General features: G+C 71.6%; 23 protein-coding genes and 1 pseudogene. 12 read left to right on the forward strand and 12 right to left on the reverse strand.

All coding sequences use genetic code 11. The annotated features are described in order from the left end of the window. Positions 1–101 precede the first annotated feature (101 nt). Both L0P92_RS04275 and L0P92_RS04280 read right to left on the reverse strand, forming a co-directional pair. On the reverse strand, positions 102–680 hold the full coding sequence (locus L0P92_RS04275) for a hypothetical protein (RefSeq protein WP_234761123.1): 579 nt from the start codon (positions 678–680) through the stop codon (positions 102–104). 108 nt (positions 681–788) lie between these two features. After that, positions 789–2,822 carry an NPCBM/NEW2 domain-containing protein gene (locus L0P92_RS04280; protein WP_234761124.1) on the reverse strand — a complete coding sequence of 678 codons (2,034 nt, stop codon included), beginning with the start codon at positions 2,820–2,822 and terminating at the stop codon, positions 789–791. Positions 2,823–3,004: 182 nt separating this feature from the next. Here L0P92_RS04280 and L0P92_RS04285 point away from each other — a divergent pair, with 182 nt between their 5' ends. The 3 genes from L0P92_RS04285 to L0P92_RS04295 all read left to right on the forward strand — a co-directional run bounded on the left by L0P92_RS04285 (position 3,005) and on the right by L0P92_RS04295 (position 5,496). After that, complete coding sequence (locus L0P92_RS04285; RefSeq protein ID WP_234761126.1) at positions 3,005–4,012, forward strand: TIGR01777 family oxidoreductase; 1,008 nt, start codon at positions 3,005–3,007, stop codon at positions 4,010–4,012. 31 nt (positions 4,013–4,043) lie between these two features. Then, a complete protein-coding gene (locus L0P92_RS04290; protein ID WP_234761127.1) occupies positions 4,044–4,310 on the forward strand; it encodes a hypothetical protein in 267 nt (88 codons plus the stop codon). A 142-nt stretch (positions 4,311–4,452) separates the two neighbouring features. Then, complete coding sequence (locus tag L0P92_RS04295; protein ID WP_234761128.1) at positions 4,453–5,496, forward strand: NUDIX hydrolase; 1,044 nt, start codon at positions 4,453–4,455, stop codon at positions 5,494–5,496. Here L0P92_RS04295 and L0P92_RS04300 read toward each other — a convergent pair. Beyond that, positions 5,463–6,521, reverse strand: coding sequence for a serine/threonine-protein kinase (locus L0P92_RS04300; RefSeq protein WP_234761129.1), 1,059 nt, complete (start codon positions 6,519–6,521; stop codon positions 5,463–5,465). The two genes, L0P92_RS04295 and L0P92_RS04300, sit on opposite strands and share 34 nt — an antisense overlap. A 25-nt stretch (positions 6,522–6,546) precedes the next feature. Continuing rightward, entirely contained in the window at positions 6,547–7,902 is a 1,356-nt protein-coding gene (locus L0P92_RS04305) for a dipeptidase (RefSeq protein WP_234761130.1), read from the reverse strand. Positions 7,903–8,035: 133 nt separating this feature from the next. Here L0P92_RS04305 and L0P92_RS04310 point away from each other — a divergent pair, with 133 nt between their 5' ends. After that, positions 8,036–9,286: a geranylgeranyl reductase family protein gene (locus L0P92_RS04310; protein ID WP_234761131.1), complete on the forward strand. Its 1,251-nt coding sequence runs from the start codon at positions 8,036–8,038 to the stop codon at positions 9,284–9,286. A gap of 14 nt (positions 9,287–9,300) precedes the next feature. Here L0P92_RS04310 and L0P92_RS04315 read toward each other — a convergent pair whose 3' ends face one another. Then, on the reverse strand, positions 9,301–9,747 hold the full coding sequence (locus L0P92_RS04315) for a nitroreductase family deazaflavin-dependent oxidoreductase (RefSeq protein ID WP_234761132.1): 447 nt from the start codon (positions 9,745–9,747) through the stop codon (positions 9,301–9,303). A gap of 133 nt (positions 9,748–9,880) precedes the next feature. Between L0P92_RS04315 and L0P92_RS04320 the strand changes: the two genes are divergently transcribed. From L0P92_RS04320 to L0P92_RS04330, 3 genes are all read left to right on the forward strand, one after another. Beyond that, the gene (locus L0P92_RS04320; RefSeq protein ID WP_234761133.1) at positions 9,881–10,603 is read left to right on the forward strand and encodes a TetR/AcrR family transcriptional regulator; all 723 of its coding nucleotides are present in this window, start codon (positions 9,881–9,883) and stop codon (positions 10,601–10,603) included. A gap of 237 nt (positions 10,604–10,840) precedes the next feature. Then, entirely contained in the window at positions 10,841–12,085 is a 1,245-nt protein-coding gene (locus L0P92_RS04325; RefSeq protein WP_234761134.1) for a sensor histidine kinase, read from the forward strand. Beyond that, on the forward strand, positions 12,082–12,747 hold the full coding sequence (locus L0P92_RS04330; protein ID WP_234761135.1) for a response regulator transcription factor: 666 nt from the start codon (positions 12,082–12,084) through the stop codon (positions 12,745–12,747). The genes L0P92_RS04325 and L0P92_RS04330 overlap by 4 nt, the downstream gene beginning before the upstream one ends. On the opposite strand, the gene L0P92_RS04335 is transcribed toward L0P92_RS04330, so the two are convergent. After that, positions 12,708–12,992: a DUF6332 family protein gene (locus tag L0P92_RS04335; RefSeq protein ID WP_234761137.1), complete on the reverse strand. Its 285-nt coding sequence runs from the start codon at positions 12,990–12,992 to the stop codon at positions 12,708–12,710. The two genes, L0P92_RS04330 and L0P92_RS04335, sit on opposite strands and share 40 nt — an antisense overlap. A gap of 71 nt (positions 12,993–13,063) precedes the next feature. Further along, a complete protein-coding gene (locus tag L0P92_RS04340) occupies positions 13,064–14,548 on the reverse strand; it encodes an MFS transporter (protein WP_234761139.1) in 1,485 nt (494 codons plus the stop codon). An 85-nt stretch (positions 14,549–14,633) separates the two neighbouring features. Here L0P92_RS04340 and L0P92_RS04345 point away from each other — a divergent pair, with 85 nt between their 5' ends. The 3 genes and pseudogenes from L0P92_RS04345 (at position 14,634) to L0P92_RS04355 (ending at position 16,581) form a co-directional block, all read left to right on the forward strand. Further along, complete coding sequence (locus tag L0P92_RS04345; protein WP_234761141.1) at positions 14,634–15,014, forward strand: MarR family winged helix-turn-helix transcriptional regulator; 381 nt, start codon at positions 14,634–14,636, stop codon at positions 15,012–15,014. 245 nt (positions 15,015–15,259) lie between these two features. Next, positions 15,260–15,466: pseudogene (locus L0P92_RS04350) on the forward strand (response regulator transcription factor); the annotation flags it as partial. Next, positions 15,463–16,581: a sensor histidine kinase gene (locus L0P92_RS04355; protein WP_234761143.1), complete on the forward strand. Its 1,119-nt coding sequence runs from the start codon at positions 15,463–15,465 to the stop codon at positions 16,579–16,581. The pseudogene L0P92_RS04350 and the gene L0P92_RS04355, both read left to right, overlap by 4 nt. A 15-nt stretch (positions 16,582–16,596) precedes the next feature. On the opposite strand, the gene L0P92_RS04360 is transcribed toward L0P92_RS04355, so the two are convergent. Beyond that, the gene (locus L0P92_RS04360; protein ID WP_234761144.1) at positions 16,597–18,393 is read right to left on the reverse strand and encodes an ABC transporter ATP-binding protein; all 1,797 of its coding nucleotides are present in this window, start codon (positions 18,391–18,393) and stop codon (positions 16,597–16,599) included. A gap of 275 nt (positions 18,394–18,668) precedes the next feature. Between L0P92_RS04360 and L0P92_RS04365 the strand changes: the two genes are divergently transcribed. Beyond that, positions 18,669–19,937 (forward strand): DUF418 domain-containing protein, encoded by a 1,269-nt coding sequence (locus L0P92_RS04365; RefSeq protein ID WP_234761146.1) that lies wholly within the window; start codon positions 18,669–18,671, stop codon positions 19,935–19,937. Positions 19,938–20,014: 77 nt separating this feature from the next. Here the strand turns inward: L0P92_RS04365 and L0P92_RS04370 are convergent, their stop codons facing one another. Together L0P92_RS04370 and L0P92_RS04375 are read right to left on the reverse strand one after the other, a co-directional pair. Beyond that, positions 20,015–20,749: a maleylpyruvate isomerase family mycothiol-dependent enzyme gene (locus tag L0P92_RS04370; protein WP_234761148.1), complete on the reverse strand. Its 735-nt coding sequence runs from the start codon at positions 20,747–20,749 to the stop codon at positions 20,015–20,017. Between the two features lie 75 nt (positions 20,750–20,824). Next, positions 20,825–21,214 carry a VOC family protein gene (locus L0P92_RS04375; RefSeq protein ID WP_234761149.1) on the reverse strand — a complete coding sequence of 130 codons (390 nt, stop codon included), beginning with the start codon at positions 21,212–21,214 and terminating at the stop codon, positions 20,825–20,827. A 172-nt stretch (positions 21,215–21,386) separates the two neighbouring features. Here L0P92_RS04375 and L0P92_RS04380 point away from each other — a divergent pair, with 172 nt between their 5' ends. Beyond that, positions 21,387–22,292 (forward strand): Sco1979 family transcriptional regulator, encoded by a 906-nt coding sequence (locus tag L0P92_RS04380; RefSeq protein ID WP_234761150.1) that lies wholly within the window; start codon positions 21,387–21,389, stop codon positions 22,290–22,292. Between the two features lie 46 nt (positions 22,293–22,338). On the opposite strand, the gene L0P92_RS04385 is transcribed toward L0P92_RS04380, so the two are convergent. Next, positions 22,339–23,154 carry an SAM-dependent methyltransferase gene (locus L0P92_RS04385; protein ID WP_234761151.1) on the reverse strand — a complete coding sequence of 272 codons (816 nt, stop codon included), beginning with the start codon at positions 23,152–23,154 and terminating at the stop codon, positions 22,339–22,341. Positions 23,155–23,291: 137 nt separating this feature from the next. Next, positions 23,292–24,461 (reverse strand): MFS transporter, encoded by a 1,170-nt coding sequence (locus tag L0P92_RS04390; protein WP_234761152.1) that lies wholly within the window; start codon positions 24,459–24,461, stop codon positions 23,292–23,294. Between the last annotated feature and the right edge of the window lie 159 nt (positions 24,462–24,620).

Raw genomic sequence — 24,620 nt, forward strand, 5'->3', positions numbered from 1 at the left:
GGTGGGCGCCGCGGCGGCCGCCCTCCCCGCGAGCGCGGCGGGGGTGTGAGGGCACGCGGGGCAGGAACGTTCACTCGCCGGCATGATCCGCCGGACAGGCCCTAGCGCGGCGAGGTGGTCCCGAGCGCCGCCGACAGATCCGGCAGGGAGTCCGCCGACACGTACACGGTGGACGCGTCCACCAGCCCCGCTGTGCCCAGGTCGAGGCGGACCGGTGGGTCCAGGCGCAGGGCGGCGTTCAGTGAGCTGCCCACGGAGCAGGCCACCGCGCCGGGTTCGCCCGGCACGGGCCGCGGGCCCCGGCCCGGAACCGTACGGACCACCGACGAAACGGAGCGGACCGCCGGGCGCGGCAACGTCACCTCGCCGAGGAAGCCGGTCCGCAGGAGCACCCGTTCCGCGTCCACCTCGTGCGGATGCCGGAGCACCGCCGCCACCAGCCCGAGCCCGGCCAGCACCAGCAGCGCCTCGAACGCCGCGTGCGCCGGCCGGGCCGCGGGCGGCAGCATCGACGACAGCAGGAAGGCCACTACGACTTCCATCGCCACCAGGGGCAGCACCAACTGCCGCACCCCTGCCGAGTGCCGCAGCCCGGGCGCCGGCCCACGCCGCATCAGCACCGCCGCCAGTGACCTGACCCAGACCCGTACGACACCGAACCTGGTCGGCCCGGCAGTCACGGACCCGGTCACCCGCCCTGTCGCCGTCACCCTTGCCCCCGTTCTCTCGCTCCGGCTTCAACTCCCCCCAGGTTCACGGGAGTCGGGGGCCGAGGGCAGTGACAAATGTCAACAACTCATCCGTGCCGCCGCCCAGTCCGCGTGGTCCGAGTCGATGCCGTCGCCGCCGTCGGTGACGATCAGCCGGACGACCTGGGCGCCGGTCACGTCGACCGTGAGCGGCTGGGCCGGCATCGCGTTGGTGAGGGTGCCGGTGGTGGCGGCCTTGGTGTCGTCCGCCCAGATCTCGAAGGCGACGGTGCCGTTCGCGCCCTTCTCGTCGTCGACGCCGACGTCGGCGGTCACGGTCTCGCACGCACCGCCGGCGTAGTACTCGACGGCACTCTCGGCATGCACGCCGAGCCCCGTGCCGTACACCACACCCCCGATGGTGATCGGGTTGCCGTCGCCCGCGTCGCTCTCGCCGTTGCTGGTGTCGCGCTCGACGGGCCCCCAGCCGTTGGCGGCCGACAGCCACGGAAGGTCACCGAGCCCGGACGTCCCCGAGGGCGGTGGCGCCACCACGGTCGCGGTCAAGGGGAGCGCGTTGTCGACGCGGATGCCGGAGGGTGAGCGGTAACCGGCCCTGAGTGTGAGGCCGTACGAGCCTGTGGGTGTGCCCTCCGGCGGGGTGACCGTCCACGTGGTGCGCAGGGAGCGGCCCGGCGGCAGTGCGGGCGAGGAGGTCGGGGACGTCGCCTCGACGCTCCACCCCTCCGGTCCGATCAGCGTGACGGACACGCGCCTGGCCGTCGTACGCCCGAGGTCGGTGACCGTCGACGTCCACGCGGCCGTACCGCCCGCCTCGACCAACGAGCCGCCGTCCAGGCCGAGTTCGACGGCCGGCGGGTGGTGGGCCCACCTGGAGTCGGCCGACACCCGGAGCAGGACCGTGCCGTGCGCGGGCACGGTCGCGGAGACGGCGCCGGCGGTGTGGTAGCTGCGGTGCTGCCACAGGTCGCGCAGCGTGTAGGCGTCGGCGTCGGGCAGACCGACCGCGGCGGCGGTCGTGGCGATGCGCCGGGCGGTGTTGGACTCGTTGAAGAGGGCCACCGCACGGCTGCCGTCCCGCATCTCCTTGGCGACGACCCAGCGGCCGCCTCCGGACGAGATCACCGCGCCCTGCTTGCCCAGCGGGTCCTGGTCGACCGCGATGACCTCGCGGTTGCCGAGGATCTCGAAGGTCTCCTCGGAAGCCGACCGCAGATCGGAGCCGATGAGCAGCGGCGCGGCCATGACCGCCCACATCGAGAAGTGCGAGCGGTACTCGGTGTCCGTCATGCCGCCGTTGCCGACCTCCAGCATGTCGGGGTCGTTCCAGCGTCCGGGACCCGCGTACGGCGCGAGCGGCAGGTTCCGCTTGAGGATCGACAGCATCGAGCCCCAGTTGTCGCTGATGTCCCCGGTCGTACGCCAGAGATGGCCGACGTCGGCCGCCCACTCCCAGGGTTCGTTCTCGCCCCACTCGCAGATGCTGTAGACGATGGGCCGGCCGGTGGCCTTCAGGGCGTCGCGCATGGTCGTGTAGCGCAACTTGGCGTCCGCGCCCTGGTTGTTGCAGTTGTCGTACTTCAGGTAGTCCACGCCCCAGTCGGCGAACTGCCGGGCGTCGCTGTACTCATGGCCGAGGGCGCCGGGGAAGCCGGCCGGGTTGCAGGTCTTCGTGCCGGCGCTGGTGTAGATGCCCAGCTTCAGGCCCTTGGCGTGGACGTAGTCGGCGACCGCCTTGATCCCGTTCGGGAAGCGGACCGGGTCGGGTACGAGCTTCCCGTTCGCGTCCCTGGACGGCAGGGCCCAGCAGTCGTCGAGGTTGACGTACTCGTACCCGGCGTCCTTGAGGCCCTTCTCGACGAAGATGTCCGCGATCCCCTTGACCATGGACTCGTTGAACTCGGCACGGCAGTGGGTGGAGTTCCAGTTGCTGAAGCCCATGGGCGGGGTGAGGGCGAGGCCGTCGTCCACGGTGGGCGCGCCGATGGCTGCGGCGGGCGGGGCCGCGGCGGCGGGCGCGGCGAGTCCCGCCGCGCACAGCAGTCCTGCGGCGAGCGCTGCGACGGCTCTGACCGCTCCGCGACGGGTTGTGCGGGTGTGAAGGTGACGCATCGTTACGTTCCTCCGTACCTGCGAGAGGCGGGATGGCGGCATGTACGCGTCATGACGGGGTCACGGTAGAACCTGTCGGAGTGTGTTGGAAGTCGTCGGATGGCGCGAGGGGTGCCGAGACATTCTTTTGAACATGTTCAAGACTCTGCGCTAGGCTCGTTCCCACACACGAGGGGGAGTCGATGAAGATAGTGATCCCCGGGGGAACCGGGCAGGTGGGCGCGGTCCTGAACCGTGCGCTGAGCGGCGCGGGCCACGAGGTCGTCGTCCTGACCAGGCGGCCCTCGCGTGAGGGCGAGCTGCACTGGGACGGGGAGGTGCTCGGCCCCTGGGCCGAGGCGATCGACGGCAGCGACATCGTGATCAACCTGGCCGGGCGCAGCGTCAGCTGCCGCTACACCGCGCCCAATCTGCGGGCCATGATGGATTCGCGGGTGCACTCCACCCGGGTCGTGGGAGAGGCGATCAGCTGTGCCGCCCGGCCGCCGCGGGTCTGGCTCCAGATGAGCACGGCCACCGTCTACGCCCACCGCTTCGACGCGCCCCACGACGAGGCCACGGGCGTCATCGGCGGCGGCGAACCCGATGTGCCGGACTACTGGGCCTACAGCGTCGAGATCGCCAAGGCCTGGGAGCGGGCCCAGGAGGAGGCCGACACACCGCACACCCGGAAGGTCGCCCTGCGCTCCGCCATGGTGATGAGCCCCGATCGCGGCGGCGTGTTCGACGTCCTGCTGCGACTGGCGCGCCTCGGACTCGGCGGTCCCGTCGCGGGCGGCCGACAGTACGTCTCCTGGATCCATGACCGGGACTTCGTGCGCGCGGTCGAGTTCCTGGTCGACCGGCCGGATCTCACCGGTCCGGTGAACATCGCCGCTCCCGAACCCCTGCCGCACCGAGCGTTCATGCGGGCACTGCGCTCGGCGTGGGGCGTTCCGGTGGGCCTGCCCGCGACGAGGTGGATGGCCGAGATCGGCGCGTTCGCGCTGCGCTCGGACACCGAGCTCCTGCTGAAGAGCCGCCGGGTCGTCCCCGGCCGGCTGCTCGACGAGGGCTTCGTCTTCGAGTACGCCCGGTGGCCGGAGGCGGCCGGCGACCTCGTACGACGGGTGCGGCAGGGCCGGCTCCACGGGGTGCGGCCCGGGGGTGCAATCGCGTCGCTGTCACGTTCGCCACGAGGCGGAGCGTGACTCCCGCCTCCGTTTCGCAGTTGAAACGGTCATGAAGAAGCGCAGCATGCTCGCCATCGCCTCCCTGGCCACCGGATTCGTCGTCGCGGCGGTCACCCCGTCCCACGCCATCGAGCTCCCCGTCACCGGTTCCCCCGCCACCGGGGCCCCCGACGCCGCTCTGCCGGCCGGCGCCGAGACCAAGCTCGGCGGTGTGAGCGTCGACAAGGCCCTGGACACCGTCGGCAGGGCCATCAACCGTGAGACGGAGCGGGCTGTGAACGACGCCCCGCACGGGAAGAAGGCAAAGAAGGGCTGACGAGCCCCCCGACTCGACCGCGGCGCCGTACCCCCGCATCCGAGGGGGCCCGGCGCCGCTGTCATGCGCTCTCTACGGGAGCTGGTTTCCGTGGCAGGGTGGAGCGGGCAAGCCACAGGGGGCCAACAGAAGAGGGGGAAACGTGATCGTCTGGATCAACGGCGCGTTCGGTGCGGGGAAGACCACCACCGCACGCGAACTGATCGAGCTGATCCCGAACAGCACGCTCTTCGACCCCGAGGTCATCGGCGGAGCACTCACCCACCTGCTTCCGCCCAAACACCTCACCGAGGTCGGTGACTTCCAGGACCTGCCGATCTGGCGGCGTCTCGTGATCGACACGGCGGCCGCGCTGCTCGCCGAGCTCGGCGGGACCTTGGTGGTCCCGATGACATTGCTGCGCCAGGAGTACAGGGACGAGATCTTCGGCGGCCTCGCCGCCCGCCGCATCACCGTGCGGCATGTGCTCCTCGCCCCGGCGGAAACGATCCTGCGCGAGCGGATAGCGGGGCGGGAGATCCCGCCCGAGCTGCCCGACGGCGAGATACGGGTCCGGCAGTGGTCGTACGACCACATAGAGCCGTACCGCGCCGCACTCGCCTCCTGGCTCACCGCCGACGCGTACCCCGTCGACAACGGCGGGCTGACCCCGTACGAGACCGCCGTCCGCATCGCGGAGGCGGTCGGCAGCGGTACGGTCCCGGTCTGCGACATCGTGCAGACGCCCGAGCCCACCGCCGAGACCGTCGCCTCGGGCGTCCTGCTCTTCGACGAGGAGGACCGGGTGCTGCTCGTCGACCCCACCTACAAGGCCGGCTGGGAGTTCCCCGGCGGTGTCGTCGAGCGGGGTGAGGCGCCCGCGCGGGCAGGCATCCGGGAGGTCGCGGAGGAGACCGGGATACGGCTCGACGACGTCCCGCGGCTTCTCGTGGTCGACTGGGAGCGGCCCTCACCCCCGGGTTACGGAGGTCTGCGCCTCCTCTTCGACGGCGGGCGCCTGGACTCCGCGGAGGCCGCACGCCTTCTGCTGCCCGGACCCGAGCTGCGCGACTGCCGGTTCGTCACCGAGGAGGAGGCGGCCGACCTGCTGCCACCGGTGCGTTACGAGCGGCTGCGGTGGGCGCTGCGGGCACGGGAACGCGGGGCGGCGCTCTATCTGGAGGCGGGCGTTCCGGCGCCTTCCTGAGCGAGCCGCAGCTCGTCGTACGGGTACGGCGTCGACTTGCTCTCGTGCTGCAACCGCTTGACGAAGTCACGCATCACGACCGCAAGCGGAGCGTAGCGTTCGATGAAGTCGGCGGCGGACCGCGGGATGTCCCGCGGCCTCGCCCCGGCGGCGCAGTCGCGCACGAAGGCCTCGCGATCGTCCGCGCCGTAGCCGTACAGGGCGGTCGCGAGCCATTCCACGTAGTGGAACGCGGTGTAGTCGCGGTCGTAGTGCCGGTGCCGCTGGAAGAAGCCGCGTTCCTGCGGGGTGAGGGGGAAGCGAGCGGACAGGGCGAGGCCGTAGTCGGCGAGATAGAGGCGTTCGCCGTCCGTGAGGAAGTTCAGGAAGCGCGCGTCGAAGTGCACGAGCCCGTTGTCGCGGAGGAAGCCGGTGGTGGCCGCGAGCTCCCGTGTCACGAAGGCGCACGCGGCGTCGGCCTCCTCCGTACGCAGCCGGGCGTCCAGCCATTCGGTCAGCGTGTACGGCACGTACTCCAGGAACAGCGCCAGGCTCGCGGACGCCGTCCGCAGTCCCTCGACGCGCTCGCGCACCCGCGGGCTGCCGCCCCAGTAGGCGACGGTCCGCTCCACATCGGACAGCAGCTCGTGCAACGGCTGTGGTGTGTCGGGCAGGACCCGCCAGTGGTGCGTCAGCGGGAAACCGGCGAACCGGCCGGCCAGGACCCAGTTCGTGGTCATCGTGTGCACGGCGAGCTCTCGCCAGGCACCGAACCCCGGGCTGCCGATGCCGTAGTGGAAGAACGTCGGCAGCCCGAGGAGGTTCGCCGTGGAGCGGACGTTCTCCGGCCGCATCTCGACGTCGGTGAGCGGGACCCGCTTCACGAAGACCCGTCTGCCGTCCACCTCGACCAGCGTCGAACGGCCGCCGATTCCGGTGCCGAGCGGCTCGCCCGACTCCACGAGGGCCGTGATGTCGTGATCGCTGAGAAGCGCCAGGGACGTGGCGATGTCGGTGTGGGCGGTGAGGCGTTCGGCTCGGATCATCGCCCCATCATCAGCTGCGCGGGGCTCAACTCGCCGCGTAATTGCGCAGGAACAGCGCCTCGGCGACCGACAGCCGCTCCAGCTCCTGCGGCGACACGCTCTCGTTCACGGCGTGGATCTGGGCCTCCGGCTCGCTCAGGCCGATGAGGAGGATCTCCGCGTGCGGGTAGAGGGCGGCGAGGGTGTTGCACAGCGGGATCGAGCCGCCCTGGCCGGCGTACTGCATCTCCTGGCCCGGGTAGGCGACCGCCATCGCGTCCGCCATGGCCTGGTACGCCGGGCTGCCCGTGTCGGCGCGGAACGCCTGGCCCTGGCCGATCTGCTCGGTGCGCACCCGGGCACCCCACGGCGTGTGCGTCTCCAGATGGGCCTGGAGCAGCTTGGTCGCTTCGGCCGCGTCCACGCCCGGCGGCACCCGCAGGCTGATCAGCGCACGCGCGCTCGCCTGCACGGACGGGGTGGCGCCGACGACCGGTGGGCAGTCGATGCCGAGGACCGTGACGGCGGGGCGGGCCCAGATGCGGTCGGCGACCGTGCCGGAGCCGATCAGCTCCACGCCGTCGAGGACCTTGGCGTCCTGGCGGAACTGTTCGTCCGCGTACTGCAGCCCCTCCCACGAGGCCTCGCCGGTCAGCCCGTCCACCGTCGTCGAACCGTCCTCGGCGCGCAGCGAGTCCAGTACGCGGATCAGGGCGCCGAGCGCGTCGGGCGCGGCGCCGCCGAACTGGCCGGAGTGCAGGTTGCCTTCGAGCGTGTCGATCCGCACGCGGACCAGGGTCATGCCGCGCAGCGTCGAGGTGACCGTCGGCAGGCCGACCCGGAAGTTGCCCGCGTCGCCGATCACGATCGTGTCGGCCTCCAGCAGGTCCGGGTGCTCCTCGGCGTACCGCTCCAGACCGCCCGTGCCCATCTCCTCCGAGCCCTCGGCGATCACCTTGACGTGGACCGGTATGCCGCCGTTCGCCTTCAGCGCGCGCAGGGCGAGCAGGTGCATGATCACGCCGCCCTTGCAGTCGGCGGCCCCGCGCCCGTACCAGCGGCCGTCACGCTCGGTCAGCTCGAAGGGCGGGGTGCGCCAGGCGGCCTCGTCCAGCGGGGGCTGCACGTCGTAGTGGGCGTAGAGCAGGACCGTCTTGGCGCCCTCGGGGCCGGGCAGGTAGCCGTACACCGACTGCGTGCCGTCCGGGGTGTCGAGCAGGGCCACGTCCTGGAAGCCCTCGGCGGCGAGCGCGTCGGCGACCCAGCGGGCGGCGCCCTCGCTCTCGCTCCTGGGGAACTGGTCGAAGTCCGCCACCGACTTGAACGCCACCAGCTCGGTGAGCTCCGCCTTCGCCCTGGGCATCAGGGAGGCGACGGTCTCGGCGACCGGATTCGACGACATGGGCACGCTCCTTGTGGGTGCGACGTTGTACGTGTGAGTGCTGTGATCCTCCCACAGCGGCCTGCGACGATGCCCGCCGTAGGATGCGGGGGACAGCAGCAGGCGGCGGCTTGAGCGGGAGCAGTAGACCATCGTGAGCAGCGAGAACTCTTCGGCGGACGACGTACGGCAGGTGTGGGACGTCGTCGTGGTGGGCGCGGGACCCGCGGGAGCCTCGGCCGCGTATGCGGCGGCCGTCGCCGGGCGGCGCGTGCTGTTGCTGGAGAAAGCGGAGCTGCCGCGTTACAAGACCTGCGGCGGCGGCATCATCGGCCCCTCGCGCGACGCGCTCCCGCCCGGCTTCGAACTGCCCTTCCGCGACCGCGTGCACGCGGTCACCTTCTCCAACAACGGCCGCTTCACCCGGACCCGGCGCTCCAAGCAGATGCTCTTCGGGCTGATCAACCGGCCCGAGTTCGACCAGCAGCTCGTCGAGCACGCCCAGAAGGCGGGTGCGGAGCTGCGCACGGGCGTCACCGTGCAGCGCGTCGAGCAGCACGGCTCGGCGGTGCCGGACCGGCGCAGCGTCGCCGTCGTCCTCCAGGGCGGCGAGACGCTGCTCGCGCGGGCCGTGGTCGGCGCGGACGGCAGCGCCAGCCGGATAGGGGCGCATGTCGGGGTCAAGCTCGACCAGGTGGACCTCGGCCTGGAGGCGGAGATCCCGGTGCCGGACACCGTCGCCGAGGACTGGGAGGGACGGGTGCTCATCGACTGGGGGCCGATTCCCGGCAGTTACGGCTGGGTGTTCCCGAAGGGGGACACGCTCACGGTCGGGGTGATCTCCGCGCGCGGTGAAGGGGCCGCCACCAAGCGGTACTTGGAGGAGTTCATCGGGCGGCTCGGGCTCGCCGGGTTCGAACCGAGCATCTCCTCAGGGCACTTGACGCGCTGCCGTGCCGACGACTCGCCGCTCTCGCGCGGGCGTGTGCTGGTGTGCGGGGACGCGGCCGGGCTGCTGGAGCCGTGGACCCGCGAGGGCATCTCGTTCGCGCTGCGGTCGGGGCGGCTCGCGGGGGAGTGGGCGGTCAGGATCGCCGAGGCGCACGACGCGGTGGACACCCGGCGCCAGGCGCTGAACTACGCCTTCGCGATCAAGGCGGGACTCGGCGTCGAGATGAGCGTCGGCAAGCGTCTGCTGACGGTGTTCGAACGCCGTCCCGGCCTCTTCCACGCCACGCTGACCGGTTTCCGCCCGGCCTGGAAGGCCTTCATGGACATCACCCGCGGCTCGACGTCGCTGGCCGAGATCGTCCGCACCCACCCGATGGCCCACCGCGCGCTCACCGCGATGGACCGCCGCCAGGCGCCGACGCCGGCTCCGGCCGACGACGAGGGCGCTTCCTGACGCCGGCCGGATCACTACTCGACGGTGATCCGGAAGACGGGATGGTCCGGGGCCGCCGCGATGATCTCCTCGTCGGAGGACTTCGCGGTGACCCCCTGGAAGTACTGGTTGACCTCCCAGCCCCACTTCTCCAGATAGGTCCGCAGGATCGGGAGCTTCTCCTCGTCCGGAAGCTCCACCGCGGCGAACTGCCGCACCTTGCGCCCGACGCGCAGTTCCCCGCCGCCGGCCGCGCGCATGTTGCGCACCCACTGCGAGTGGCCGCGCGCCGAGACGAGGTACCGCGTGCCCTCATAGGTGTGCGGGTTGACCGGGATGCGCTGCATCTTGCCGCTCTTGCGTCCGCGCACCGACATCTCCGCGGTGCCCGCGATGCTGAGCCCGTGCCGGGCCAGCCAGCCGATGACGCTGTTGAGCCGGACGTTCAGCGGGCTGCCCTTGAGGTAGTACGGCGACGACATGGTGACCCCCAGCTGTTCGTTTCAGAGAGCGGTGCTCTCGCTTGAGAGCAGTGTGCACGACAACGCCGATCCAAAGCAAGAGCACCGCTCTCTAATGTGTGCACTGCTCCGAATTCATGGAAGACTGCCTCCTATGAGCAGTCGCACCGCACAGGGCGTACGCGCCCGCGCCAGGATGGAAGTCACCGCGGCCATCAAGGACGAGGCCCGCAGACAGCTCGCGGCCGAGGGCGCCGCCAAGCTCTCGCTGCGTGCCGTGGCCCGTGAGCTCGGCATGGTCTCCTCCGCGCTCTACCGCTACTTCCCCAGCCGCGACGACCTGCTGACCGCCCTCATCATCGACGCCTACGACTCCCTCGGGGAGAGCGCCGAGGCCGCACACGCCGAGGCCGTCGACGCCGAACCCGTGCGGCGCTGGACTACGGTCGCGCAGGCCGTACGGGACTGGGCGCTGCGCCATCCGCACGAGTACGCGCTGATCTACGGCTCGCCCGTGCCCGGGTACACGGCGCCCGACACCACGGTCCCGCCCGCCTCCCGCGTCGGCCTCGTCTTCATCGGCATCCTGCGCGAGGCCCGGGCGGCCGAGGGCCTCACCGAACCGGCACCCCTGCCCGCCGAACTGCGCCCCGAGGCCGAGCGCATGGCCGCCGACCTGGCCCCCGACCTCCCGCCGGCCAACGTGGCGGCCCTGGTCGCCTGCTGGGCCCAGCTCTTCGGGCTCGTCGGGTTCGAGCTGTTCGGGCAGTTCAACCGGGTCGTGGAGGACCGGGAGACGTTCTTCCGGCATGCGGTGGGCCGGCTCGCGCACGAGGTCGGTCTGGTGGACGGACAGCGCCTGACCGACGCGAGCTGACCGACGGGGCATGTCAGGGGACCGGCACCGGTGACGGCAGCAGTTCCGGATCCTGGCGCAGGATCCGGGTGTGCGGGGCACGCAGCGCGGGCCGCGGGTCGGCGACCCAGGGCCGCGGCGGCTGCGCGGGCTGCGGGGCAGGGAGCCCGAGGTGGGGGACGTACTTCGCGGGGAGTACGTGTGATCACCACGCGCGGGTGACGCCGCCCGGCCGTCATCGCGTCTAGCGTGGCGGACATGGACGAGCAGCAGGAACGCCGGGGCGGCGGTCCGCAGACGTGGTGGCGGCACGGGCCGCCGGGGTGGAGCCGGTGGGTCGACGAGGAGCACGCGCCGCGCTGGCCGTGGCGCTCCACCCTGCTGATCACCTTCTTCGTGCTGGCCGGCTCGAACTTCGCGGCCGAGGGGCAGGGGGACTCTCGCGAGCATCTCGACCCCTTCGCACGGGTGTTGCTGTTCGTGGCGTCGGGCCTGCTGCTGTGGCGCAAGCGGTATCCGGTGGTCGTCGTGTTCGGGACGTCGGTGGCCGCCACGCTCTACCTGGGTGCCGGTTACCCCTATGGGCCGGTCTTCCTGGCCGTGGCCATGGCCTGCTTCAACGCCATCCTCCTGGGGCACCGCAAAGCGGCCTGGGCCGCGGTCGGCGTGTTCTGGGTCGGGCATGCCCTGGTGGCGCACTGGCTGTACCAGTGGCTGCCGCCGTCCGGTGACTCGGCCGCGCCCTGGGGGCAGGAGGGTGTGATCGCCGCGTGGGTGGCGGCGATCGTGGCGGTGTCGGAGCTGGCCAGGACCCGGCGCGAGCAGTGGGCGAAGGAGCGGGCCGAGCGGGCGCAGGCGGCACGCCGCCGGGCGGACGAGGAGCGGCTGCGGATCGCCCGCGAACTGCACGACGTGCTCGCGCACAGCATCAGCGTGATCAATGTGCAGGCGGGCGTGGGCCTCGCCCTCCTCGACACCGACCCCGAACAGGCCCGCACCGCGCTCACCACCATCAAGGCCAAGAGCAAGGAGGCGCTCGGCGAGGTCCGCCAGGTCCTCGACACGCTGCGCGCCCCCGGCGACGCCCCGCGCACCCCGGCGCCCGGCCTCGACCGGCTGCCCGAACTGGTGGAGCAGGCCGCGAGCGCCGGCCTCACCGTCGAGGTCGAGGGCGAGCCGCCCCGCCTGGCGCCCGGCACCGACCTCGCCGCCTTCCGGATCGTCCAGGAGGCCCTCACCAACGTCGTACGCCACTCGGGATCACGGCACGCACGCGTGCACCTCGATCACGACGATCGGACGACGCTACGGCTGCGTATCGACGACGACGGTCCGGCGACCGGCGCCGACGCGGGCGGCAGCGGCAACGGACTCGCCGGAATGCGGGAGCGGGCGGCCGCGCTCGGTGGCACGATCGAGGCGGGCCCGCGTGCCGACGGAGGGTTCCGGGTGCTCGCCGTACTGCCGTTGAAGACGGCTCATGAGGTCAAGGAGGACCGTTGATCCGCGTACTGCTCGCCGACGATCAGTCACTGGTGCGGGCCGGCTTCCGGGCGCTGCTCGACGCTCAGCCCGACATCGAGGTGGCGGCGGAGGCGTCCGACGGTGAGGAGGCGGTGCGCAAGGTGCGTGAACTGCGGCCCGACGTCGTCCTGATGGACATCCGCATGCCGCTCCTGGACGGCCTCGCCGCGACCCGCCGGATCACCGAGGACACGGAGCTGAAGGACGTCAAGGTGGTCATGCTGACCACCTTCGAACTCGACGAGTACGTCTTCGAGGCGATCCGCTCGGGTGCCTCCGGGTTCCTGGTCAAGGACACCGAGCCGGAGGAACTGCTGCGCGCCGTGAGGGCGGTGGTCGAGGGCGACGCGCTGCTGTCACCGGGGGTGACCCGGCGTCTCATCGCCGAGTTCGCCGCCCGCTCCAAGGAGCCCGCCGCCGCGGACGCCCTCGGCGAACTCACCGAGCGCGAGCGGGAGGTGATGGCGCTGGTCGGCATCGGCCTGTCCAACGAGGAGATCGCCCGTCGCCTGGTGGTCAGCCCGCTCACCGCGAAGACCCATGTCAGCCGCACGATGGTCAAGCTCGGCGCCCGGGACCGGGCCCAACTCGTGGTGCTGGCCTACGAGTCGGGGTTGGTGCGGCCGGGCTGGTTGGGCTGAGACGTCTGCCGGAACCGGGTCAGGACGCTGACGACCCGGGCGAAGAACAGCACGACCGCGACCGTGGTGCCCACACCGACGAGTACGCCCCGCGTACCGTCCGACACGTCGAAGACGTACGCCGGCCCGACGATCGCCCCGAACAGCACCGCCGCCGCGAACGCGGCACTGAACAGCGCGTACCCGATCTCGACGGTGATCGCGTCCCGCTCGGCCTGCCGGCGCCGTCCCCCGTGGTTCTCCATGCCTTGAGTCAAACAGGGGTGCGCCCGACGGAGCAAGCGGCTCCGCCGGGCGCACCTGGGAGGCGTTCCCCCTAGTCGCGGAGCGCCACACGCTCCGCTTCCGCCTCCTTGATGGTGGACTTGGCGACCACTACGGTCCGCTGCTCGCGGCGCGTGCGCAGTCCGGTGAGGGCGATCATCAGGCCCGCGACCGCGATCACCGTGGTCACGACCAGGGCGGGCAGGTAGCTGTCGAGGACCGCCTGAGGAGAGGCGGGTTCCTCGGGGCTGTTCGCGGTCAGCACCGCGGTCACGACGGCGAGGAACAGCGCGCCGCCCACCTGGACCGAGGTGTTGAGCAGGCCCGAGACCATGCCCTGCTCGTGCTCGTCGACACCGTTGGTGGCCTGGACGTTGAGCGAGGGGAAGGTCAGCGCGAAGCCCACGCCCACCAGCAGCATGGTGGGCAGGATCACCGCGGCGTAGACCGGGTCGAGGTCGATCCGCAGGAACAGGACGTAGCCGATCACCAGCGAGGCGAACCCGATCACGATCAGCCGTGCCGTGCCGAACCGGTCGATGATCGCGCCGACCTTCGTCGCCGACAGCGCCACGAGCGCGCCCGCCGGCAGGAAGGCCAGCGCCGTGTGCAGTGCCGACCAGCCGAGAACCTGCTGCATGTACAGCGTGACCAGGAACTGGAAGCCGATGTAGCTGCCGACGAACGTCAACGCGCCCAGCTGCGCCCGCACCTGGGCCCCGGAGCGCAGCACGCCCAGCCGGATCAGCGGGCTCGGGCTGCGCCGCTCGACGCGGACGAAGGCCGTGAGCAGGACGACGACGGCGGCGAACGACAGGATCGTGCGGGCCGAGCCCCAGCCCACCTCCGGTGCCTCGACGACGGTGAACACGAGCAGCAGCATCGAGGCGGTGCCGAGGATGGCGCCGGGGATGTCGTATCCGCCGCTGGCCCGTTCGCGCTCGGTGCGCGGGAGCAGCTTCAGGCCGGCGAGCAGGGCGATGAGCGCCACGGGCGCCGGGAGCAGCATGGTCAGACGCCAACTGGCCTCGGTGAGCAGGCCGGAGAAGACGAGCCCCATCGAGTAGCCGGTGGCGCCGCAGGTGGTGTAGATCGCCAGGGCGCGGTTGCGTATCGGGCCCTCGGCGAACGTCGTGGTGATGATGGACAGGCCGGCGGGCGCCGTGAACGCGGCGGCGAGGCCCTTGACGAACCGGCTGGCGATCAGCAGCGGGCCCGAGTCGACGAGCCCGCCGAGCAGCGAGGCGAGCGCGAAGACGCCGAGGGCCACCAGGAACACCTGGCGTCGGCCCAGCAGGTCGGCGGTGCGTCCGCCGAGGAGCAGCAGGCCGCCGTAGCCAAGGATGTAGCCGCTGACGATCCATTGCAGGGTCGAGGTGGACAGGCCCAGGTCGGCGCCGATGGACGGCAGGGCCACGCCGACCATCGACACGTCCAGCGCGTCGAGGAACATCGCGGCGCACAGCACCAGGAGGGTGCCCCACAGCCGGGGGGTCCAGCGTCCGTCGGACGCGGGGGTGGTGAGCGGAGAGGTCATGACGGAGACAGTACATGCGTATGCATCGAATGCAAGAGCATTTAATTCCGATGCAATAATTGCGGAACTCTGCTACGGTGCGCCCATGGCGGCGAAGAAGCCCGAGCAGGCACTCGTGGACCAGTGGCACGACATCCTGGCGCTGCATGCCCGTACCCAGTGCGAGCTCGACCGCGCCCTCGGCCGACACGGCCTGTGCGCAAGCGACTTCGAGGTCCTGGACGTGCTGGCGGACGCCAAGTGCCCGTCGTACCGGGTGCAGGAGATCGCCGAGCGCGTCCATCTGAGCCAGAGCGCCCTGTCCCGGCTGATCGCCCGGCTGGAGAAGGACGGGCTCGTCGAGCGCGGTATGTGCCAGGAGGACCGGCGCGGCGTCAAGGTGTGCCTGACGGCGAAGGGGCGTGCCCTGCACGGCACGGTGCTGCCGGAGCAGCGTGCGGTGCTGACGAGGATGCTGGCGAACTGACCGGCGCGAGGCCCGGGTTCCGAGGTCGTGTCACCTCTGCACCGTGAGTGATGCGGGCGGCTGTGATGTGCCTGCCGACTGGCGGGTGCTACCCCGCCGGGTGGCTGGAGCTGCCGCTCGTCGGGCCGTCCGGGCTCCCCATGGCCGTAGGGTCGACGCGGCATGGGCCGGACGGCATGAACGAAGGTGAGGCGGAGCGCGTGATCCGCGTGGTGGTGGACGACGAGGCACTGGTCCGCTCGGGCTTCGAGCGCGACGTCCTCGTCCTGGTTGCCGAGGGCCTGTCGAACGCCGACGTCGGGGCGCGCATCCACCTGGGTGCCGGCACGGTCAAGGACCACGTCAGCGCGATCCTCACCAAGCTCCGTGTGACGAGCCGGGTGCAGGCCGCGCTGCTGGCGCAGCGCGCCGGACTGCTCCAGGAGCACCCGCGGTCGGAGGCCGGACGGTGAATCGGGTACGCGCACTGTGGGAACGCGTCCCCGCGCCGATCATCGACGTCGTCCTGGTGGCGGCAGCGGCCGTGGACGTATGGGCGAACCTGTGGGACGACACGCGCCTCGGCATCGCGCTGGCCACGCTCGGCTGCGCCGCGTTGGCCTTCCGGCGCCGGTTCCCGCTCGGCGTCTTCCTGCTCACCCTGCCCGTCGCACTGACGCAGCCCGTCGCCGTCGCACCGCTCGCGGCGCTGTTCACTCTGGCCGAGCGCTCCCGCAACCGCCCTCTCCTCGCGGGGTGCGTCGCCCTGACCGCCGTCGCCAACAGCACTCCGTGGCCCCTGGCCGGCCTCACCGAGGTCGGGCGGACCATGACACTGATCACCTTCGTGTACAGCCTGGCGACCGCCGCCGCACCCGTCCTCATCGCACAGCTTCTCCAGACCCGTCGGGACCTGGCGCGTCGGATTGTGGAGATCGAGGAGGCCAGGGAGCACGAGCGGGCACTGCACGCCCAGGCCGTCCTCGCCCGCGAACGCGCCCAACTGGCCCGCGAGATGCACGATGTGGTCTCCCACCAGGTCAGCCTGATCGCCGTGCGGGCCGGCGCGCTGCAGGTCGCTGCCAAGGACGCGGACGCCAAAGAGGCCGCCCGCACGATCCGTTCGCTGAGCGTCACCACCCTCGACGAACTGCGCACCATGGTCACGCTGCTACGCGCCTCCGGCGGCCACGCCACCGAGCTGACCCCGCAGCCCACCCTGAATGACCTCCGCAAACTGGTGGAGACGAGCGGCACTCACGCGGAGCTCAAGGGTGAGCTGCCGCCCACCGTGGGCACACCCGCGCAACGGGCCCTCTACCGCACGGTCCAGGAGGCGTTGACCAACGTCCGCAAGCACGCCCCCGGAGCCACGGCGTGCGTCGAGCTGTGGCAGGACGGCGACGGCATCGGAGTGACCGTCACCAACACCCCTCCCACGCGTCCCTCCCTGTCCCTGCCCGGTTCGCAGCAGGGCTTGGTCGGTCTGCGGGAACGGGCCGAGATCCTGCACGGCACCCTGGACGCGGGCCCGACCGCGGAGGGCGGCTACCAGGTGCGGCTGCGGATTCCCCTCAGCGCGGACTGACCGACCCCTCGTGGGTCATCGAGTGGGGGCCAGGAGCTGGGTGGCCGCCAGTTGCGCGTACAGCCGGTCCCGGGCCACCAGTTCCTCATGGGTGCCCACCGAGCGGACCCGGCCGGCGTCCATCACCACGATCCGGTCGGCGTCCGTCACCGTCGACAGGCGGTGGGCCACCACCAGCACCGTGGTCTCGCGGGCCACCTCCGTGACGACGTCCCGCAGCGCCAGCTCGTTGACCGCGTCGAGCTGCGAGGTCGCCTCGTCCAACAGCAGCAGGCGTGGCCTGCGCAGCAGGGCGCGGGCGATGGCGACGCGCTGCCGCTCGCCGCCCGACAGCGTCGAACCGCGGTGCCCGACCGGGGTGTCCAGGCCGTGGGGCAGGCGTTCGACGAGGGTGTCGAGCCGTGTCCGGGACAGGACGTCGCGGATGTCGTCGTCCGTCGCGTCGGGCGCGGCGAAGAGCAGGTTCTCTCGCAGCGTGCCGGCCAGCACCGGGGCGTCCTGCTCCACGTACCCGATGGCGGACCGCAGCCCGGGCAGGGACCAGTCCCGTACGTCCTTGCCGTCGACCAGGACCCGGCCGCCGGTGGCCTCGTGGAATCGCTCGATGAGCGCGAAGACCGTCGACTTGCCTGCGCCGGAGGGGCCCACGAAGGCCGTCATCCCGGTGCCCGGCACCTCGAAACTCACCTGCCGATGGACGTACGGCAGGCCCGCGCGATAACGGAAGGACACGTCCTCGAAGCGGACCGAAGCCGGACCCGGCACCGCTGTCTCCTGCCGCGGGCAGGCGCCCTCACCCCGGGCGGGCGGCTCCGTCGACAGGCGTTCCACGTGCGCGATCCGGGAGATCGCGGCCGCCCCCTCCTGATAGGAGGTCACGGCTTCGATCAGCCTGGACACCGGCTCGATCAGGTAGAAGAGGTACAGCAGGAAGGCGATGAGGGTGGACACGGGGATCTCCCCGGACGCCACGCGCGCCCCGCCGACCGCGAGCACCGCGAGGAAGGCCAGCTGGACGGCGAGTTCGTCCGCCGAGCCCGCCACGGACTCCCACTTCGCACTCTTCACACCGTGCCGCCATGCCCGCCGCGCCGCCGCCTCCACCCGGACGGTCTCGCGCTCCTCGGCACCGGACGCCTTCACCGTGCGAAACGCCCCCAGAGCCCGCTCCAGCGCGACGGAGATCTCCCCGACCGCCTCCTGCGACCGCTCGGTGGCGCGGGCGATCCTCGGCATCACCAGGGCGACGGCCCCGCCGATCAGCACGACCACCCCGAGCGTCACGCCCAGCAGCACGGTGTCCAGGAACGCCATCGTCACGATCGCCGCCACGAAGGCCACCGCGCCGGTGGCCGCGGAGACGACCGCCTGGGTGCTGACCGCCCGCAGCAGCGTGGTGTCCGAGGTGACCCGGGACATCAGATCACCGGGCGGCACCCGCTCCCACTCCGCGATCCGAAGTCGCAACAGCCGTCCCACAAGGGTGCGTCGCGCGGCCAGGACCACCGACTCCGCCGTCCGCTCCAGCACATACGCGCCGAACGCCTCGACCGCTGTGCCCAGCACCACCAGCACGGTGAGCGCCAGCAGAATCCCGGCGATGGTCTCACCGGTCGCCAGCCTGTCCACCAGCGCCTTCGTGGCCAGCGGCTGCAACAGCCCCCCGGCAGCCCCGACCAGGGCGCACAGAAGACCGAGAGCGACTGCCCACCGGTGCGGCCGGACGTACACGTACAGAGCCTTGACCGTCTGTCGGGCGGACAGGGAGGTCTCATGGGTCTCATCCGTCGTCGGGGCGGATGCGGTGTTCACGAAGTTCCTTTCTTCTGCGGTCTGCCGGGCACCGCGTCAGTGTCCGGCGCACCGCGTGTCATGCCCCCAGCCTGGAAGCCCGTTCGCCCCGCGCCCATCCGGCGACTGTCGGGTCCACCCCCGCCGAGTGGCTGAAGAAGACCGCCGTCCGGTCGCACCGGAGCGGCCGGGGACGGGACTCCGCCGGTCGGCAGGGCGGTACCCGCCGATCGGCGGGGGCGCTACCGAAGGCCGCCGGATGGCCGTCCCCCTGGCGTCCACGCGAGGTTCTCCGTATGACACAGACACAGCCGCCGCAGGAGACGTCAGCTCCGCAGGAGAACTCGCCTCCGCAGTCCCGAACCTCCCCCGAGTCCGCCGCGCCGGCCTCGCCCGGTCCCTCGATGGGACGCCTCGTAGGGGTGGACCTCGCCCGCGCGCTGGCCGTGTTCGGCATGTACGTCGTACACATCGGCCCCCCGCTGTCCGCGACGAGCGGCGTCGCCAGCTGGATCCGGTACATATCGGACGGTCACTCGTCGGTCCTGTTCGCCACTCTCGCCGGGTTCTCGCTGATGCTGCTCGCCGGCCGCCGCGAACCGAAGACCGGCCTGGCCGGCCGGCAGGCGAGGGCCCGGATCGCGATCCGCGCCGTGGTCCTGCTGGCGCTGGGCACCGTGATGGCGATGGAGTACGGGGGAGTGATCATCCTCGGCTTCTACGGGGTCTACTTCCTGCTGGCCCTGCCCCTGGTGCGACTGAGCGCCAGGACACTCGCGATCATCGCGGCCGCGTTCGCGCTCGTCACACCGCAGCTGGCGTTCGCCCTGAACGCGCTGCTGACCCCGTCGGTCCAGCAGACCATCAACGCCTACGACCCGCTCCGCCACCTCAGCGAGGTAGGCGTGCTCGATCTGCTGCTCACCGGCTTCTACCCGGCGCTCACGTGGATGTCGTTCGTGATCGCGGGCATGGCGCTGGGCCGCCTCGACCTGTCCTCCGGCACCGTCCAGCGCCGCCTGGCCGCGCTCGGTGCCGCCCTCACGGCGACCGCGTACGGCATGTCCTTGCTGCTCGCCGGCGGGGGCGCGTTGCGGAGCATGGCGGAAGACGGGTCGTCGTCCGGCGGCTCCGGTTCGATGCCCCCCGCCAGCGGGTCGGTGCCCCTCGACGGCGGGTCGTTCCCCGACATGCCGGCGTCGTCGCTGCTGACGGCCGGGCCGCACAGCGGCACCACGTTCGACATCATCGGCAGCGTCGGAGTCGCGATCCTCGTGATCGTGGGCGCGACGGTGGCGATGGACCGCCTGCCGCGACTGCGCCGCCTGGCGAAACCGGTCATCGCCGTGGGCACCATGTCCCTGACCGCCTACGTCGGCCACTTCCTCGCCCAGTCCGCGCTGTCCATGTCCGCCGGGACCAGCACGCAGCAGTCCTGGGTGCCGCTGCTCATGTTCGTCCTCGGGGCGATCGTGTTCGCCGCGGTCTGGTCCCGCTTCTTCCGCCGCGGCCCTCTGGAGTACCTGCTCAACGCCGCCACCAAGCCGGCCAAGCACATCCGATGAGACCCGACCGGGGGTGGGGCGCCTCGACATCCCACCCCGGCGTCAATCACCGTGACTTGGGAGACGGCATCTCAGGTTCAGATGACGGCGGAGTTCTCCCGCCACAGCGCGGCGACCGACTCGTCGCCCGTCACGCGCGGGAGGGGCTGCCGGTTCCACAGCGACAGATACACCCGCTCGGCCGGTCCGGCGATCTCGCAGTCGGCCCGGGCGGTGTCGCCCCGCTCGGCCGCGGGCGGCTCCTGCGACAGCCGTACGGTCCACACGGCGCCGTCCGTGTCCGTCGCCCGCACCCGCAGCACCCGGGGCTCGGCGCTGCGGACCCGGCTCTTCGGCCGGGCGTGGAAGCCGCACAGCAACTCGTCGACGCCGTCCACCGCGAAGCCGGGGTCGATCCCGCTCGGTGTACCCCCGAGTGCCGCCTCGGCGTCGAAGCGGTGCACGGTCGTCTCGTGGGCCTGCCTGCGGGCCCAGAACGCGAGGGGCGAGGGAGCGGGCAGAAAGTGCCAGCACCGCAGGTCGGCGGGGGCTGCGGTGAGCGTGTCGACCAGGTGGCGGTGCCCTTCCCGGAACCAGTCGAGCAGCGCGGCGCCGTCGAGGTCGGGCAGGTCGCCTTCGGGACGGGGGGACATGTGCCCGTCGGTCACGAACGCCGCGGCCCAGCGGTGCACCGTCCCCGTGTGCCGCACCAGGTCCCGCACCTGCCACTCGGGACAGGTCGGCACCTTCGCGTCGGGCCCTGCCTCCTCGGCTGCCGCCGCCAGCAGCCGGCCCTCGCGGTCGAGGGTGCGGACGAAGTCGAGTGTCTCCATGGGGGTGAGTGTGCCGGATGGAGCACGGTCGAAGGGAAGTGCTTTTCCCGGGGCGCGGTGGGACGGGCGTCGATCTCACGGCGCGGTGGGAAAGAGGCAGAACTCGTTGCCCTCGGGGTCGGCCAGCACCCAGTGGTCCTCGTATCGGTCGTGGACGCTCGCGCCGAGGGCGGTGAGTCGGCCGAGTTCGGCCTCCGGGACGCCGGAGACCAGGTCCAGATGCAGACGGTTCTTCCCACGCTTGGCCTCCGGCACGAGCTGACACCACAGCCGCGGGCCGGCGCCCGAGGGTTCGACCAGTACGGTCGGGTCGTCCTCCGGGTCGGCGATGCCCTGCGCGCGCAACCGCGCGAGCTCGGCGTCGTCGTACGGGGCGACGGCGTAACCGTCGAGGGCGGCGGCCCAGAAGCGGGCGGTGGCGGCCGGCCGGGCACAGTCGATGACGATGTCGTGGAGTCGCGCCATCCGGTCATGATGCGCATCCGCGGCATCCGCGCACCACCGTGCGGGAGCATCGGCTGGAGCACTTCCGGGTGGTCGTTCCCGCGACCTGAAGATCATGTACCCGACAGCCCCTAGGATGGCGGCCGCACCGCTCGTATGCGCGCAAGTCGCGTTCGTCGCAGGGAGATTGCCCATGCGCCCCGATGAGGCAGCACGTACCCCGGTCGGCGGCAGGGGGCTGGACGGACAGTCGGCCGGGCCCGTGGCGGCGCGGCTGGTGCTGGGCGCGCGGTTGCGCGGGCTGCGGGAGGAGCAGGGAATCTCCCGCGAGGCCGCAGGGCACGTCATCCGGGCCTCACGGTCCAAGATCAGTCGGCTGGAGGGCGGCCGGCACGGGGTCAAACCGCGTGACGTGGACGATCTGCTCACCCTGTACGGCGTCGTGGACGAGGCCGAGCGTGCCACCTTGCTGACCCTGGCCGAACAGGCCAACACCCCCGCCTGGTGGCAGTACTACAGCGACGTCGTGCCCGCCTGGGCGCAGCTCTACCTCGGTGCCGAGCAGGCGGCGAGTCTCATCCGCTGCTTCGAGGTCCAGCGCGTGCCCCATCTGTTGCAGACCCCCGACTACGCCCGTGCCGCCATCCGGCTCGCGCACCCGGGCGCCGGTGCGCGGGAGGTGGAGCGGCGCCGCATGCTGCGGATGACACGGCAGCGGATCCTGCACCGCCGGCCCACCGCGCAGTTCTGGGCCGTGATCGACGAGGCGGCGCTGCGCCGCCCGGTGGGCGGTCTCGACGTGATGCGCGCCCAGCTCAGGCATCTCATCGAGATCTGCCGACTCCCGCAGGTCACCGTGCAGATCCTGCCGTTCCTCGCCGGCGGCCACGCCGCGGAGAGCGGCCCCGTGACCATCCTGCGGCTGCCCGGCGGTCTGCTGCCCGACATGGTCTACCTCGAACAACTCGCCACCGCCCTCTACCCCGACCGGCCGGAGGAGATCGAGCGCTACTGGGACGTCATGAACCGCCTGGTGGTCGAGGCGGAATCGCCGGACGAGACGCCGACGATTCTCCATCGCATCCTCCAGGAGACCTGATCAGCGGCGTGGACGGACGGTCGGTGGGCCGGAGACAGTGGGGAGTTCAGCGCTTGAGGGCCACCCCGCCGTACTGGTGCACCTCCGCCGGCAGACCCCAGGCGCCCGCGTCGGGTCGCCAGCGCGAGCACGACGCCACGCCCGGTTCGAGCAGTTCCAGACCGTCGAAGAAGCCCGCGATCTGCTCGGGGCTGCGCAGGATGTACGGGATCGAGCCGCCGTCGTTGTACTGCTGGATGGCCCGGACGTAGGACTCGCTGGTGTTCGTGCTGTCGTACTGCACCAGGTAGCTGCCGGACGGCAGCGCGTCCACCAGTTGCCGCACGATCGAGCGCGCCTCGTCGTAGTCCTCGATGTGCCCGAGGATGCCCATCAGCATCAGGGCGACCGGCTGGTCGAAGTTCAGCGTCTTCCCGGCCTCGCGCACGATGGTGCCCGGGTCACGCAGGTCGGCGTCGACATAGTTGGTGACGCCTTCCGGCGTGCTGGTGAGCAGCGCGCGGGCGTGGGCCAGGACCAACGGGTCGTTGTCGACGTAGACGATCCGGCACTCGGGCACCACCCGCTGGGCGATCTCGTGGGTGTTGTCCACACTGGGCAGCCCGGTGCCTATGTCCAGGAACTGCCGGATGCCCTCCTCGGCGGCCAGATGACGAACCGCGCGGGCCAGGAAGTACCGCGCGGCACGGGCTCCGGTCTCGATGCCGGGGAAGATCTCGCGGAACGCGTCACCGGCGACCCGGTCGACTTCGTAGTTGTCCTTGCCCCCCAGCCAGTAGTTCCAGATCCGAGCCGACTGCGGCACCGATGTGTCGATCTTGGCGAGCGCCTCGTGCTCGGTGTTCTCCGGCTCATCAGTCATGGACACTCCCGCATGTGTGTGGTCAGGACCACGAAGCCGGCCAACACCGGTCGTGGACACCCACGTTATTCCCCACAGGGCGTCCCATGTGAATCATGGTGCCTCAACTCGCCTTTCCCGACACACCTGTTGGACGGTCAGCGCGCTGTCGCACGTCGCGTGCCGAAGCCGATCACCGCCGCCGTGGCGGCGAGTGCGGCCACGCTGGTGAGGGCGAGTGGCAGGGAGAGCCAGTCCGCCATGAAGCCGATGGCGGGCGGGCCCAGCAGCATGCCGCCGTAGCCGAGGGTGGAGGCGATGGCGACCCCGTCGGGGCCGGCCAGCGTGCCGGCGCGTTCGACGGCCACGGGAAAGAGGTTGGCGAGGCCGAGCCCGGTGACCACGAAACCGACGAGTGCCGCCCAGAGGCTCGGGGCGAGCGCGCCGAGCAGCATCCCGGCCGCTGCGGTGGCGCCGCCCGAGACGAGGGTACGGGTCTGTCCCAGGCGCTCCAGCAGCCAGGCGCCGGTGAGCCGGCCGACGGTCATGGCGAGCGCGAAGCAGGAGTAGCCGATGGCCGCCGCGCCCGGTGATGCGTGCAGGTCCTGCTCCAGGTGCAGGGCGCTCCAGTCGGCCAGCGCTCCCTCGCCGTACGCGGTGCACAGGGCGATCAGGCCGAAGGTGATGACCAGACGACGGGTCCGGGCGTCCAGGCGACGGGGCGCGGACTCGTCCTTCGGTGCGCTCTCGGGGGACTCCGGCGCCGGGACGCGCAGCAGCACGCGACCCGCCAGGGCCGTGACGACCAGCCCGATCACGGTGAGGCCCAGCAGGTGCCGCGTGGGCGTCAGCGCCCCGGCGACCAGCCCGCCGAGCCCGGCGCCGACCATGCCGCCGAGGCTGAAGGCGGCGTGGAAGCTGGGCATGATGGGCCGCCGCAGGGCTCGGCCCAGGTCGACCGCCGCGCTGTTGAACGCGACGTTGATCCCGCCGTAGGCGGCACCGAAGACCAGCAGGACGGCACCGAGGGCCGGTGCGGAGTGGGTGAGCGGGGGCAGCGCCACGCTGAGGGAGAGCAGGACGCCGCAGACGACGGTGACGAGGTGGCTGCCGTAGCGGCGGCAGAGGCGGCCGGTGAGCACCATCGTCACGACGGCTCCGGCGGAGACGCCGAGGAGGGCCAGACCCAGGGCGCTGGCGGAGGCGCCGGTCTGCTGCTTGATCGCGGGGATACGGACGACCCAGCCGGCGAAGACGAAGCCGTCGAGGGCGAAGAAGGTGGTCAGGGCGATACGGAGGCGGGTCAGGTCGTGAGGGGGACCCGGCACGGCGTTGTGCGATCGGGTTTTGTTTATTAGCGGCACAAAGTCAGGCTAGGCGGGCGCGGGGGAGACGACAAGGGGAGCGCCTCCAGCGGTCCGGGTGTCTGCCGAGCGCCCTCTGGGTACCCGCCGACGGGTCGAGGGACCGCCGACTGTCCGGGTGCC

Source organism: Streptomyces muensis, from assembly GCF_021474425.1.
GTDB lineage: Bacteria > Actinomycetota > Actinomycetes > Streptomycetales > Streptomycetaceae > Streptomyces > Streptomyces muensis.